Below are 14,791 nucleotides of genomic sequence, written 5' to 3'. Positions count from 1 at the left end.
AATTTATAGGGATTTTATTCTATATTTAATGATAATAGGTGTTTTGACCTATAATGCATAAATGTATCAATTACCATGTATAAACAAGAAGAATTTTTTATTTACAGGTGGTAGGTCCAAACAACTTAAACAAACAATTATTGGGTTTATAACTAAGTATATGGTCTTGTAACTTTTAAATAGATCAAAATGAAATTTTAGTGCAAACTGTTATATTAGGTGCTGCTAAAACGGATTAACAATAAGTAGTTCTAAATCGATGACCTTATCATTAACCGAAAACCTTAACCCAAACTGTAACCTGAATATAAAAATGAAACTAAATTACCACCTGATTCTGATCGGGTTTTCCTTATTCTCCTTACTTCAAAATAATGCACATGCCCAGGGAAAAGCGAAGCCTGAAGATAACCGCTTTACCAAAGTAATACTAGCACAAAAGCTTGAAGAACCCATGCAGTTCCAGGTCTTGAATGATGGTAAAGTACTTTATGCTGAACGTAAAGGAAAACTGAAAATATATGATCCGGTTACAAATAAAATGGTCGTAATAGCCGATCTTTCTGTAAGCAGGGAATATGTAAGTAAAACCGGAGAACGATCGGAAGGTGAAGATGGGTTGCAAGGTGTTATTCTCGATCCGGATTATGCTAAGAACCATTGGATTTATATTTACTACTCTCCAAAAAATGAATCGGCAAACAGGTTGTCAAGGTTTACATGGATAGGAGGAAAGCTCAATATGGCAACCGAAAAGAAAATTCTTGATGTTGCAGTACAACGTGAAGAATGTTGCCATGTAGGCGGCGGAATGCTATTTGATAAGGATAAAAACCTTTTGCTAAGCACTGGAGATAATACTTTTTCAAGATCATCGGATGGATTTACACCAATAGATGAACGCCCGGGTGAAAGTCCAAGGGACGCACAAAAATCTTCTGGAAATACCAACGACCTGAGGGGGAAAATTCTAAGAATACATCCGGAACCTGATGGCACCTATACCATTCCAGAAGGAAATCTGTTTCCGAAAGGAACCCCAAAAACAAGGCCGGAAATCTATACAATGGGCAATAGAAATCCATGGCGATTAACCATAGATAGTAAGACCAACTGGTTGTATTGGGGAGAGGTAGGTCCTGATGGCTCTAATAGTTCTGAAAGCCGGGGACCACGTTCTTATGATGAATTTAATATAGCTAAAAAGGCAGGCAACTATGGCTGGCCCTATTTTATAGGCAATAATCAGGCATATAGATATTATAATTTTGCAACCAAGCAATCCGGAGCGCCTTATGATGTCATGAATCCTGCAAATAATTCGCCTAACAATACAGGACTCAATATATTACCTCCGGCCGTAGCTTCAATGATCTGGTATCCCTATGCTGCAAGCGAAGAATTCCCTGAAATGGGCAGTGGTGGGCGAAGTGCAGTAGGCGGCCCTATATTTCATAAAAGTGATTTCAAACAGACGGCTAAAGTTTTTCCTGATTATTTTGAGGGAAAATGGTTGATTACGGACTGGGTGAGGGGTTGGTTGTTATTAGTGGCACTTGATGACAACGGTAATTTCAAATCCATGGAGCGCTTCTTGCCCAATCTGACTTTACGCGGCCCTATAGATATCAAGTTTGGCCCGGATGGAAGCTTGTATGTACTGGAATATGGCAATGGCTATTTTAAGGATAATCCTGAAGCCGAACTCATCAAAATAGAATATAATGGTGGTAATAGAAAACCAGTGGTACAGGTAGCGACCAATATCCCGGCCGGGCCAGTTCCTCTAAAAATTAAATTGTCTTCTTCAGGAACCTCTGATGCTGATGGAGATTCTTTAAAATATGAGTGGAAAATTACAAAGGGAGGTATTTTAAAGCAATCAAGCAAATTGGCGGATCCTGAAATTACTTTGATGACAGGTGGAGTTTATAAAGCTATACTTACTGTTACAGACGGCCAGGGAGCTAAAAATAGCAAATCAGTTGATATTGCTGCAGGTAATGCCATTCCTGTCGTTAAATTCGATTTTAAAAAAGGCAATTCTAGTTTCTATTTTCCTGGCAACAGTATCAGCTATGCAGTTAGCGTAACAGATAAAGAGGATGGTAGCCTAGCTAATAAAAGAATATCACCTGCTCAGGTATCCGTTTCCATTAACTACCTTACTGAGGGATATGATATGACGGTTATTGCTCAGCGTCAGAATAATTTTGATGTTACAGCACAGTTTTCAGCCGCTAAAGCAATGATTAAGAAAAGTGACTGTAATGCTTGTCATGCAGTTGATACCAAATCATTAGGCCCATCGTTTAAACAGGTTGCTTTAAAATATAAGAGTAGTAAAACTGCAGAAGCCACGCTTGTAAAAAAGGTGATCAACGGAGGAGCGGGAGTATGGGGCGATGCAATGATGCCTGCACATTCTACCATGCCTGTAAGTGAGGTAACTTCAATCGTTAAATACATCCTGAGTCTGAGTGAAAAAGCTCCGGTCAATAAAAATCTACCAGTTATTGGGAGCTATACAACAAACGTTAAGCCTGGACAAACAAATAAAGGCTCTTTTATATTTAGGGCAGCTTATAAAGATAGAGGCAGTAAATTGGCTCCCGCACAGTTTGCAGAACATGTGATTGTACTAAATGATCCGTATGTTTCAGTGAACCATACAGATGGCTTTAACGGAGTTGATTTAAATAGAAATAAGACAGCAGTTACTTCCAAAGTCTCTGGAGCATCTATTCAAATGAAGAATGTGGATTTAACTGACCTTAAAAAAATGGAATTCGTCACTGACGGAAAAGGTATAAATGGCGATGTGGAAGTGCGTATAGATTCAATTGATGGCCGGTTGATAGGTAAGGCTTCTGCAGCAAATCCGGTAGCTACTCTGTTACCTATAATAGGGAAACATACATTATGGTTTGTATTTCCAGAGAAGGAAACCAAGTTATCTGCTATTAAGATGAATATATATTAGCAGATACATAATTCACACTTTATAAAAAAGCTGTACAGAAAGAAACATAGTTGAAGTTTAAATGATTTCCATCGTATCCCTGCAGGTGATGAGCACAATTACACCTTTCTGTACAGCTTCTTTCAGATTATTGCTTTATAAACTGGAACTTTTGAGAATTTCCGGTTCCTGTTGTCCAGATCTGGATTTTAGTACCGTTTGCTGAAAATCCGCCGTTCACATCCAGTTGTTTGTCGGGAGCACATGCAGGCACTAAACTATAGTATCCACTACCTACACTTCTAATCACCCATTTTTGTCCCGCTGAACTGTCGTCGTTATAAAGTTGGATCTGCGTACCATTCGCTGTTCCCGCACCTGTGACATCCATTACTTTGGTAAGTGCGTGTAGTGGTTGGAGTTTATAATAACCACTGCCTACACTGGTAACTTTCCACTGTTGGTTTAAAGTTGACGGGTTATTGTTGCTGTAGAGTGCAACCGTTGTGCCATTACTGGTGCCGCTAGCTGTTACGTCAAGCAAACTTGTATTGTTTACCGCGGAAATGATTTTGTAGGTAGATCCGGATTCAATTCCTACATCTTCATTTAATGTACTTGGTTCTACTGTAGGCTGAGGTAGTCCTAACCCGGCAATTTCAGTATATACACTTTCATTTACCAGAAATCCCCATTTTCTAAAGAAGTTAGTGAGGTTTCTGCCGGATACAGAACATGCTTTAAGCATGAAATAACGCATTTTTTCAGCATCTGTACTTACAGTAGGAAGTTCTACACGTGTTACTTTATGTAGCTGCTTGTAAAAATTGTCTCCAAAGGCCAACCATAGTTGATGGAACATATATAATCTTATCCACTCGCCATTAGATATTGTACCATTGAAATCCTTGGCAGGGCTCGTGTTGGCTAAATAGGTAGAGACAGCCGGCCATACATTGTCACGTTTTAGTCTGGATGGCGTAACACCCATAGCGCGCTCCACTGCCAAACTGTAAATATTTACTGTAACTTCTCCAAGAGTACTCCATTTCCATGCCTGTTGCTGATGCATATGCCCAAGCTCATGCCATGGTCCCCAGCCATCTACACCACCAATGGTTGATGTGAATGCTGCAGAAGCAGCAGCAGTTACATAGGCAGTACGATAATACGTTGCAAACATCCATCCGGTACCATCGTTTTCAGTCATGATAATACGCTGATTTATATTTGGTTGGTGTTGTACAGCAGAACCATCAATTCCACTAATGGCATCCTCAATATCCATCGTCTGGTCAGCTTTACTCAATACGTAATTATTATCCTGAGTTTGTGTGTTTAAAGCTCTTGTTCTCGAATAAACCTGGTACACTCTGGTACCAATTAATATGACGTCAGGAGAAGCGGTATAGGTAGACAATTGGTTCGCCCAGTCCGTTTGTGTAGTTTGATTTTTGATGAAAACAGGCGCACGGACATGTCCGCTCACAAAAGTAATACGCACACTGCTTGAGGGCGTGCCTGTAGTGCCGAAACGAACCCATACCAACCCCCCATATTGATCGGCGGTTATGTTGTTGGTTCCGGTTGTAAGCGTAAACTCCTGTGGATTGTTTTTAACCGAATACCTGGAGTAAGTACCCACCAGTATTTTTGGGCGGGCAGTTCCTGTCAATTGCTGCAAACTGATTTGCATGGTTGTATTAGGAGCCAGATAAAACCCTGTGGGGTCAAAGTCTGACCAGGGATTTCCAAGAGCCAGTCTGTTCCTTTCCGCAATTGCGTCTTTTAATTCATTGAAATCTTGGGTATTGCTCCCTACTGTAGAGTTTAGGTTTGGGTTTGATGACGCAGATAGGGCATCTGGTCTTGCTTTACCTCGGGTTTCAGGATCAAGCTTTTGGTTTTTACACCCAAAGAGAAGTATCGCACATAATGTAGCAATACTTAAAAAGTTAAAAATTTTGTGGTTCATAATAGGATTTGATTAGGGATTGTTAAGGTTTAATTGATTTTAATTCATACCTGCAGGTCGTTTAAAGATTAATGTTAAACTACTTCGCTGTGCGATGTTATAATGCGTTAATCAATTATTAATCAAATGAACAAATAAAGTCATTAAACTTAATCTTAAACTTTTGCGCAAACGTTTGAAAAGTGTCGTAATACCCTGTTTTATAGCCTGTTTATATAAGTTTTTTACAGATGCTTATATCGATGTTCGAAAATTTTAATAATAACATCAAAATTTTAGGTGGTTATAAAACTTTTAATCAATATGTTTGTCTAGATTTATAAAAATAAATTTAGACAAATAATGAAGTACTCCATATCCGATCTTGAACAACTTTCAGGAGTGCAGACTCATACCATTCGTATCTGGGAACGCAGGTATCATGCTTTGGAGCCTATGCGTTCTGCAGGAAACACCAGGTTTTACGATGATAACCAATTGCGGAGATTATTGAATATCGTAGGACTTAGTCAAACGGGCCTAAAGATATCTCAGGTATGTGCCTTATCAGACCTGGAAATGGACAAGCTCCTTAGTAATGAGATGGATCATCAAATCTCTAAGGATGCTCAATTTGAATATTACATCACCCAGCTACTCAACTTCGGATTGCACTATAATGAGTATGATTTTGATATTCTGATTTCTGAGTGTTTAAGTATTCATGGAATGGCTGTTACTTATAAAAATGTAATTTACCCCTTGCTGGTGAGGTTAGGAATGATGTGGAGGAGAGATCACATTTGTCCTGCCCAAGAACATTTTATATCTAATATACTCAGACAGAAGCTGTATAAAGCTATAGACGGTTTGCCTATAAAGCCTAATGCAAACTCTTCATGGCTTTTATTTCTCCCTGAAGATGAAGGCCATGACATTGGTTTGCTTTATGCCAATTACGTGCTTAAAGCAGAGGGACAGCGTGTTATTTTTTTGGGAGGAAGAGTTCCCCTGGATTCTGTAAAAGATGCTATGCACAATAATGGAATAGACCACATATTATTATTTATGGTTAGGTCCCGGCCTTTAAATGAAGCCAACGAATATTTAAATGAACTCAGCAATTTGTATGAAACAACAAGGATACATATTGCAGGAAATTATAAGTTGATCAGTGAGTTAGAGCTGGCATCCAACATAGGTTGGTTTCAATCCATCGAAGAATTTGAACAAATTATAAAAGCAGCACAACATGTCAATTGAAATCAATGATCAAAAAACTGATTTTGCAGTAATAGGTGCTGGATTTGCTGGTATCAGTGCGGCTGCCTATTTAGCGAAAAGCGGATTTAAAGTTGATGTTTATGAGAAAAATCCTACTATAGGCGGTCGGGCAAGGCAGTTGGTTACAGATAATGGTTATGCTTTTGATATGGGTCCCAGTTGGTATTGGATGCCTGATGTATTCGAAAAGTTTTTTAATGACTTTGGCTATAAGGCTAGTGATTTTTACGAATTGGAGCTTTTGAATCCTGGATTCTCTGTTGTATATGGTCAGGACGATGTGCTTGATATTCCTGCCGATTTCAACGAATTGTGTCTGCTTTTCGAGTCTATTGAAAAGGGGAGTTCAGAGCAGTTGATTGAATTTCTAAAAGGGGCTGAGTTTAAATACAAAGTTGGAATAGATAAATTGGTTTACAAACCAGGCCTTTCATTGCTTGAATTTTTAGATACAGATCTTATAAAAGGAATGTTCAGACTTCAGGTGTTTACATCCTTTAGTAAACATGTTAGAAAATACTTTAGACATCCGAAGTTGATTGCTTTGATGGAATTTCCTGTGCTTTTTTTAGGAGCCATGCCAAAGGATACGCCGGCTTTGTATAGTTTGATGAACTATGCGGGATTAAAATTGGGAACCTGGTATCCGAAAGGTGGTTTCGCAGCTGTAATAGCGGCTATGAAAACTGTGGCAGAAAGGCAAGGGGCAGTATTCTATTTAGACGAACCCGTGGTGAGCTTTCAGATAGAAAAAAATAAAATAACAGGATTGACCTCAGCAAATAGAGAAAAGAAATATGAAGGGATCATCGCCGCTGCAGACTATCAACATGTAGAGGAAAAGCTCCTGGGGGATAATTATCGCAATTATACAGCGCATTATTGGGATAATAGGGTATTGGCTCCGTCTTGTTTGATATTTTATCTGGGAGTTAAGAGGAAAGTAGATCGTTTGAACCATCATACATTATTTTTTGATGAAAACCTCGATCAACACGCTATGGAAATATACAAAGAACCACAGTGGCCTTCCAAACCATTGTTTTATGTTTGCTGCCCGTCCAAGACAGATCCAGACGTAGCTCCAAAAGGTCACGAAAACTTATTTGTATTGATGCCCCTTGCAGTAAATATGGAAGATACTGCGGAGTTGCGTGAGCACTATTTCGATCTCATCATGAACAGGCTGGAACAATACACCGGTAGTGAGATAAGGTCAGATCTGGATTATAAAAAGAGCTATTGTGTAGCTGATTTTATAACAGATTATAATTCCTATAAAGGCAATGCTTATGGATTAGCAAACACATTAACGCAAACTGCAAATCTGAAGCCCTCACTTAAAAATAAAAAGATTGGCAATCTGTTTTATGCCGGACAGCTTACTGTTCCCGGACCGGGAGTACCACCGTCTATTATTTCTGGAAACGTAGCCGCCAAACAATTGATAAAGCACCTAAAATTACCTAGATATGAAAGAGTTATTTGACAAGTTATCTGCAGATTGCAGCAGGATCACGACCAAGCGGTATAGCACCAGCTTTTCATTAGGAATATATTTCTTAAACAAGAAATTACGCAATCCCATTTATTCAATTTATGGATTTGTAAGATTAGCCGATGAAATTGTAGATAGTTTCCATGAATTTGATAAGGCCTTTCTTTTAAATAAATTTAAGAACGATTGCTTTGAAGCAATAGAGCAGGGAATTAGTTTGAATCCTGTACTTAACTCGTTTCAGCAAGTAGTAAATGCTTATAATATTGATAAAGAACTTATAGATTTGTTTCTGCAAAGTATGGAGATGGATTTAAACCAAAATCAATATACTCCTGAAAAATACGATCAATATATTTTGGGCTCTGCTCAGGTAGTAGGACTGATGTGTCTCAGGGTGTTTACCGAAGGCGATGAGAGGCTTTATGGAGAATTGAAAGATTCGGCTATGAAATTAGGCTCAGCCTTTCAAAAGGTAAATTTTCTTAGAGACTTAAAAGCCGATTATAACACCCTAAGCCGCACTTATTTTCCTAATGTAGATCTTGAAAAGTTTTCTAATTTAGAAAAGAAATTGATAGAACAGGATATTGAAAATGAATTTAAAGCAGCTCTTTTAGGGATTAAACAATTGCCGTCATCGTCTAGAAATGGCGTATACCTTGCTTATATCTACTATAAAGAGTTGTTCAACAAGATTAAAAATACGACTGCAGAGAAAGTAATGTCTAAAAGAATCAGAATATCAAATAGCCATAAGTTTGGTCTGATGTGCGATTCAATTATCCGTTTTAGAATGAATGTAATATGAAGATTTTTTTGTTTATAATATTTTGTTTAATAGATGGTTATGGTGATTTGTCTGAACCAAAGGTAGCAGAGCTGAGAAACCTGTTTTATGAATCAGAATCGAATAAGTCTGCATGGGTAAAGCTGGTTAAATTAGTTGAGCCTGTGAATACTAAATCAAGCCCTTTATTAGTTTGTTATAAAGGAGTATCAGAGATGATGGGGGCAAAGTATACCGTAAATCCAGTTAGTAAACTAAGAAGATTTAAAAAAGGGAGATCATTTATAGAGCATGCGGTAAAAAGAGAACCAGAAAATCTCGAAATCAGGTTTCTAAGATTTTCAATTCAAACAAACTTGCCCACCTTTCTCGGATACAAAGATCAGATTAAAGAGGATAAAATAATACTGTTGAATAATTTACGTGGAATAAGAGATAAAGAGCTTAAAACGAATATTGTAACATATCTTTCTTCATCTAAATATTGTACTGAAGAAGAAAAGAAAAAAATATAGAAATGACGGAAAATGTAATACTTGTAGATCTTAATGATAATGAAATTGGTATAATGCCTAAAATGGAAGCGCATCTTGAAGGTAAACTTCATCGTGCATTTTCTATTTTCATTTTCAATGCCAATGGTGAATTGTTATTACAGCAACGTGCATTTGATAAATACCACTCAGGTGGAAAGTGGACAAATACTTGTTGTAGTCATCCCCGGCAGGGCGAAGAAACAATTGACGCTGCACACAGGAGACTTATGGAGGAGATGGGTATGAATGCTGAATTGCGTCACGTATTTAGTTTTACATACAGAGCTGACTTAATGGATGGCATTTCAGAATATGAGTTTGATCATGTATTTTTTGGTGTCAGTGATGAACTGCCGGTAGTCAATACAAATGAGGTGGCTTCATATCAATACATAGGAATGGAAACTTTATTGGAAGAACTGAATACATATCCGGAAAAATATACCGCATGGTTGAAGATCTGTTTTTCCAGGGTAATGAATAACTATAATCAAATATTTTAGGCTTATGAATGTATTGCTAGTTAATTTCTTGATTGTCTTGGGAACTTTTATTACGATGGAAGGAGTGGCCTGGTTTACTCATAAATACGTTATGCATGGCTTATTATGGGTATTACATAAAGATCACCATCATAAGGATCACGAAGGTTTTTTAGAACGAAATGATTTTTTCTTTCTGATCTTTGCTGTGCCGGGTATTGTCTGTCTGGCTTTAGGGTCTTTTTACGGCAATAATGTCGCATTTTGGATAGGTATAGGAATCACAGTATACGGTGCCGCATATTTTTTTGTCCACGACATATTCATTCATCAACGGTTTAAGGTTTTTAGAAATGCTGACCACTGGTACTTTAGGGCAATCAGGAGAGCTCATAAAATGCACCATAAGCACATAAATAAGGAACATGGCGAGTGTTTTGGGATGCTTTGGGTACCTTTTAAATACTTTTTGGAAATGAGAAAAACCACCTAGATATGAAGTATACTTATCTTCTGATAGATTTCTTTACAATAATAGTTCCCTTTATATTTTCTTTCCATCCCAAATTGAATTTTTATAAAACCTGGAAAGCATTTTTTCCGGCGGTAATTTTAACTGGGCTGATCTTTATTTTATGGGATGTTTATTTTACTTCAATAGGGGTATGGGGATTCAGTCAACAATATTTGATTGGCACTAAATTATGGAACTTACCAATCGAGGAGATCCTGTTTTTTTTCTGTATTCCCTATGCCTGTGTATTTACCTATCATTGTCTGGATATCTTTATTCAAAAGACCCTTAACCAAAAACAGGAGCACGCACTTACCTTATCTTTTATTATTTGTTTTGCCCTGGTAGGCTTTTTTGCTCATGATAAGATTTATACCATGGTTACTTTTTTTGGTTTATCATTCATTTTGTTATTGGCAAAGTACCTATTGAGGATTAGCTGGCTGGCTAAATTTTACGTCATATACGGCGTCTTGTTATTACCGTTTGTTATAGTCAACGGATTACTCACCGGTACCGGTTTAGAAAATCCAGTAGTTTGGTATAACGAAGCAGAGATACTGGGATTTAGGATTCTTACAATTCCGGTAGAAGATGTTTTTTATGGTATGGGATTAATTTTTATTAACTTATTGCTTTACAAATATTTTATAGCTCTGGCAGAGCGAAAATCTATTTAATTGGTAACCTGTAGCGTTTATACCGTAGCTGTCGTTTAGGTTAAAAACAAACTAATATGAAAACCAATCTATTTAAAATCTCAGTTATACTGTTTCTATTCAGTGTAGTTACTACGGCGTGTAAAAAAGATAAAGAGAAACCGGATGACAGTTTAATAATATCTTATGGCCTTGATGTTGGACTGTGTTATGGATATTGCAACAATAAACTGACCGTTAAAAAAGACCAACTTGTTTTGAGAAGAACGGATCATAACCCTACCATTACGGCTAAGGTATGTGAAGGAACAATAAGTACCGAAGATTGGAATGCGTTAAAAGCAGCTATTAATTTAACTGAATTTAGCAAGTTGGAAGAGACTTACGGATGTCCTGGTTGTAATGATGGAGGAATTAGCTGGGTTGAGATTACTTACAACGGTACTACAAAAAGAGTAACTTTTGAATCCGGAAAAGAGCCAGATAACATGGCTGCATACCTCAGTATATTGCGTAAGCATCGCGATTCATTCAAAGACTGTAACTAATAGCAATTTTGCGCAAACGTTTGTAATCCAAATTTTAAAGGAAACAAGGTTATTTACTGCTAATACTCCAATTTTGAAATGATTATTTGATTATTATTGTGTTAAACCAATTTTAACTAAAAATGATCAAAACACACAATTTGATACTTGCGGTTGCTTTATTCTTCACATCATTTTCGGCAGCAAATGCACAGATTAACGTAATTCCTTTGCCGGCTAGTCTTAAAGAGACTGCTGCGAGTTTTACGATTACATCTCAAACGAAGATTTTATATGACAAGGGACTGAAGCAACAGGCTGAACTTTTGGCTTCAAGCTTGTCGCCAGCTACAGGATATGACTTTTCAATCGCTGAGAATAAAACTGCGGTAAAAAATGCTATTGTATTAAAAATAGATAAAGCAATAGCTGATAATAGAGAGGCTTATAGTTTGAGTGTAAAGAACGATCAGATCGTGATCACGGGAACTACAGCCGCCGGCACCTTTTATGCCTCACAAACTTTGCTTCAAATGCTTCCTGTTCAGATATATAGCAAGGAACGTCAGAAAAATACCGTCTGGAAGATAAAAGGTGCAGAAATTAAGGACCAGCCTTTATATGAATGGAGGGGGATGATGCTGGATGTAGCCAGGTATTTTTTCACCAAAGATTATGTGCTGAGATTCATTGATATGATGGCTATGTACAAGTTGAATGAACTTCACTTGCACCTGGTGGATGATGCTGGCTGGCGCATCGAAATCAAAAAGTATCCTAAGTTGACCTCTATCGGAGCATGGCGCGGAGAAGGCCCAAATAGAGTTGGTGGCTATTATACACAAGAAGATATCAAGGAAATGGTTGCCTATGCCGCCGCCAGAAATGTAAATATTATCCCCGAAATAGAATTGCCGGCGCATACCTTATCGTCTATCGCCGCATATCCTGATTTATGCTGTACGGGTGAACAATATACTGTTCAGACACAACATTCAATCAGCAAGGAGTTGTATTGCGTAGGAAGGGAATCTACTTTTGATTTTTTAAATGACGTTTTTGCAGAAACATTTGCACTGTTCCCTTCTAAATATATCCACATAGGAGGTGATGAAGCACAATATGACCGTTGGAAAGCTTGCCCACATTGCCAGAAAAGAAAGGCTGATCTTGGTTTAAAAACAGAAAAAGAGCTGCAGGTTTATTTTAATCAAAGGGTACAAAATATGGTTAAAAAGTATGGAAAAACCATCGTTGGCTGGGATGAGATTATAGAAGATGGTTTAAAGGAAAAGGCAGTAGGCATGATTTGGCATGATCAGAAAAAAGCCTTTAAAGCTTCAGAAGCCGGACATTATTCAGTAATGTCACTTACAGGCCACTGTTATTTTGACGTTGCGGAAAGCAATATCCCTGGTGAAATAAAAGCCGCCACATGGCTGCCTCCAATTTCTCTCGAAAAGGTCTATCAATTGAACCCAATGCTGAAAGGACTGGATGAAAAGTATCGCCCATTGATATTAGGTGCCAGTGCTACGCTATGGTCAGATCAATTTATTCATGGAACGGTTTTGCAGGAACTTCCTTTAATTGATGAGAACCGCTCGGAAAAATACTTTGAATATTTAGCTTTTCCACGGATGGCCGCTTTAGCCGAAGTTACCTGGACACCTGTAGCTAGACAAAGCTGGAATGGATTTGAAAGCCGGATGGCGAGCCATTACAACAGGTATAATTATGCCGGATATGGTTACCGGGTACCCCAGCCGAAACTAATCAGTAATGAAAAGCAAGGCGAAGGCTACGTGTTGAAGGTCGCTAATGTTGTTGACGGAGCAACAATCAGGTATACTACCGATGGAACCAGACCAAATGTGTATTCTCCAATTTATTCTCAACCGGTGAAGGTAGGCAAGCTATCGGATTTTAGCGCAATAACAGTAGTGAACAGAAATGTATATTCATTGCCATTGTACTTTCCAGAGAAATATGAGAAATTCCAGAAGTATGGACAATTGGTGGCGGAATGGAAGCCATCGTTGATTAAAGGAAAAGAGTATGCCGTTTTCGAAATGAATGGTTCAGGTAAGATAAATGCCAATGGTGAGTATCAATTGTCGTTTTGGTATGTTGATGGCGATTCAAGATTAGACATCAAATCAGTTGAGGTTTATAAAAATGGAGTTAAAATAGCTGAAGACATTCACAACGGTTTTACCGGCAGCCAGCAGGAAAACAATACTTATAAGTTTAAAATCAGCGAGTACGAGACAGGTGCTGCTTTTACAATAAAAGCAATGGTTCGGGGTGATGTGAGCAACAATTCTAATGGAGTGGTATTTATAAGGAAATTGTAACTTTGAGCTATGAATTATAGCCCACCTGAATTGAGAACGGTTAATGTAACCCGGTATGTCACTCCTCTGCGGGAGGGCGGATCGATGCCTGCAATAGCAGAGGCAGATGACGAATTTTTATATGTGTTAAAGTTCAGGGGCGCTGGTCAGGGTGTTAAAGCGCTTATTGCTGAGATCATAGGCGGAGAAATTGCCAGGGCACTCGGATTTAGAATTCCAGAGATTGTGTTTGCTAATCTGGATGAAGCTTTTGGCCGTACAGAACCGGACGAAGAAATTCAGGATTTACTGAAAGCAAGTGTAGGGCTAAATCTCGCTTTACATTATCTTTCAGGAGCCATTACCTACGATCCAACGGTGACCCAAGTAAACAGTAACCTTGCTTCAAAAATTGTATGGCTGGACTGTTTACTCACCAATATGGACCGGACTGCAAGAAATACCAATATGCTGATGTGGCATAAAGAGTTATGGCTTATTGATCATGGAGCTTCATTGTATTTTCATCATGCGATGCAGAATTGGAAAGAGGCGGCTGTGAAGCCATTCACCATGATAAAGGATCATGTCTTGCTGCCATTTGCAACAGAGCTTGATGAAATAGACCGGCTATTTAAAAATATACTCACAGATGACGTGATTGACGGTATAGTAAACTTGATTCCTCAGGATTGGCTGAAAGACCAATCTGACGATGAACCAGAAGAACGTAGAAAGGTATATGCTGAGTTTTTAAAATCAAGGATCAGCAATTCAGAAGTTTTTATTAAAGAAGCACAACATGCAAGAGCGTCACTTATTTGAGTATGCAGTTTTGCGTGTGATGCCACACGTGGAACGAGAGGAGTTCATCAATGTGGGTGTGATTTTATATTGTGCAAAACAGCGCTTCCTGAAGGCGGTATTTCATGTAGACGAAAATAAGTTAAAAGCATTTTGCGAGAAGCTGGATATTGAAGAAGTAGCGGCAAATTTATTGGCTTTTGAAAGAATATGTGCCGGAGGGAAAGCAGGTGGACCAATAGCCACGCTGGATATTGCATCCCGTTTTAGGTGGCTTACTGCAACACGTAGTACTGTAGTGCAGACATCGAAAGTTCACCCCGGCTTTTGTGATGATCCGGATGAGAAACTGAATAAGCTTTATCAGCAATTGGTTTTATGACCTTAATCTATCTTTTAAATGGGATTTTTTTCATTCCTTTATGCTTTATAAAAAAACAATACT

At 38.2% G+C, this 14,791-nt stretch carries 13 protein-coding genes; 12 read left to right on the top strand and 1 reads right to left on the bottom strand.

The annotated features are described in order from the left end of the window. Positions 1 to 313 precede the first annotated feature (313 nt). Entirely contained in the window at positions 314 to 2,983 is a 2,670-nt protein-coding gene (locus R2Q78_RS02660; RefSeq protein WP_316788615.1) for a PQQ-dependent sugar dehydrogenase, read from the top strand. A gap of 127 nt (positions 2,984 to 3,110) precedes the next feature. On the opposite strand, the gene R2Q78_RS02655 is transcribed toward R2Q78_RS02660, so the two are convergent. Further along, complete coding sequence (locus tag R2Q78_RS02655) at positions 3,111 to 4,937, bottom strand: M60 family metallopeptidase (protein ID WP_316788614.1); 1,827 nt, start codon at positions 4,935 to 4,937, stop codon at positions 3,111 to 3,113. Between the two features lie 342 nt (positions 4,938 to 5,279). On the opposite strand from R2Q78_RS02655, the gene R2Q78_RS02650 reads away from it, so the two are divergent. The 11 genes from R2Q78_RS02650 (at position 5,280) to R2Q78_RS02600 (ending at position 14,728) form a co-directional block, all read left to right on the top strand. Next, positions 5,280 to 6,179: a MerR family transcriptional regulator gene (locus tag R2Q78_RS02650; protein WP_316788613.1), complete on the top strand. Its 900-nt coding sequence runs from the start codon at positions 5,280 to 5,282 to the stop codon at positions 6,177 to 6,179. Beyond that, complete coding sequence (locus R2Q78_RS02645) at positions 6,169 to 7,689, top strand: phytoene desaturase family protein (RefSeq protein ID WP_316788612.1); 1,521 nt, start codon at positions 6,169 to 6,171, stop codon at positions 7,687 to 7,689. Before R2Q78_RS02650 ends, R2Q78_RS02645 begins: the two co-directional genes overlap by 11 nt. Continuing rightward, on the top strand, positions 7,673 to 8,509 hold the full coding sequence (locus R2Q78_RS02640) for a phytoene/squalene synthase family protein (protein ID WP_316788610.1): 837 nt from the start codon (positions 7,673 to 7,675) through the stop codon (positions 8,507 to 8,509). Before R2Q78_RS02645 ends, R2Q78_RS02640 begins: the two co-directional genes overlap by 17 nt. Then, positions 8,506 to 9,003 carry a hypothetical protein gene (locus R2Q78_RS02635; protein WP_316788607.1) on the top strand — a complete coding sequence of 166 codons (498 nt, stop codon included), beginning with the start codon at positions 8,506 to 8,508 and terminating at the stop codon, positions 9,001 to 9,003. Before R2Q78_RS02640 ends, R2Q78_RS02635 begins: the two co-directional genes overlap by 4 nt. A gap of 2 nt (positions 9,004 to 9,005) precedes the next feature. Continuing rightward, positions 9,006 to 9,527 carry an isopentenyl-diphosphate Delta-isomerase gene (gene idi, locus R2Q78_RS02630; protein ID WP_316788605.1) on the top strand — a complete coding sequence of 174 codons (522 nt, stop codon included), beginning with the start codon at positions 9,006 to 9,008 and terminating at the stop codon, positions 9,525 to 9,527. 4 nt (positions 9,528 to 9,531) lie between these two features. Then, positions 9,532 to 9,999 carry a sterol desaturase family protein gene (locus tag R2Q78_RS02625; RefSeq protein WP_316788602.1) on the top strand — a complete coding sequence of 156 codons (468 nt, stop codon included), beginning with the start codon at positions 9,532 to 9,534 and terminating at the stop codon, positions 9,997 to 9,999. A 2-nt stretch (positions 10,000 to 10,001) separates the two neighbouring features. Continuing rightward, a complete protein-coding gene (locus R2Q78_RS02620; RefSeq protein WP_316788601.1) occupies positions 10,002 to 10,700 on the top strand; it encodes a lycopene cyclase domain-containing protein in 699 nt (232 codons plus the stop codon). A gap of 56 nt (positions 10,701 to 10,756) precedes the next feature. After that, positions 10,757 to 11,227 carry a DUF6438 domain-containing protein gene (locus tag R2Q78_RS02615; protein ID WP_316788600.1) on the top strand — a complete coding sequence of 157 codons (471 nt, stop codon included), beginning with the start codon at positions 10,757 to 10,759 and terminating at the stop codon, positions 11,225 to 11,227. A 122-nt stretch (positions 11,228 to 11,349) separates the two neighbouring features. After that, on the top strand, positions 11,350 to 13,563 hold the full coding sequence (locus R2Q78_RS02610; protein ID WP_316788598.1) for a beta-N-acetylhexosaminidase: 2,214 nt from the start codon (positions 11,350 to 11,352) through the stop codon (positions 13,561 to 13,563). Positions 13,564 to 13,572: 9 nt separating this feature from the next. Beyond that, positions 13,573 to 14,367, top strand: coding sequence for a HipA family kinase (locus tag R2Q78_RS02605; protein WP_316788597.1), 795 nt, complete (start codon positions 13,573 to 13,575; stop codon positions 14,365 to 14,367). Continuing rightward, positions 14,345 to 14,728 carry a DUF3037 domain-containing protein gene (locus tag R2Q78_RS02600; RefSeq protein ID WP_316788596.1) on the top strand — a complete coding sequence of 128 codons (384 nt, stop codon included), beginning with the start codon at positions 14,345 to 14,347 and terminating at the stop codon, positions 14,726 to 14,728. The genes R2Q78_RS02605 and R2Q78_RS02600 overlap by 23 nt, the downstream gene beginning before the upstream one ends. Positions 14,729 to 14,791: the final 63 nt, after the last annotated feature.

The organism is Pedobacter frigoris, from assembly GCF_032678645.1.
In the GTDB taxonomy this organism is placed as follows: domain Bacteria; phylum Bacteroidota; class Bacteroidia; order Sphingobacteriales; family Sphingobacteriaceae; genus Pedobacter; species Pedobacter frigoris_A.
Note: the sequence above shows the minus strand (reverse complement) of the source record. Positions and strands in the feature narration are given on the sequence as shown.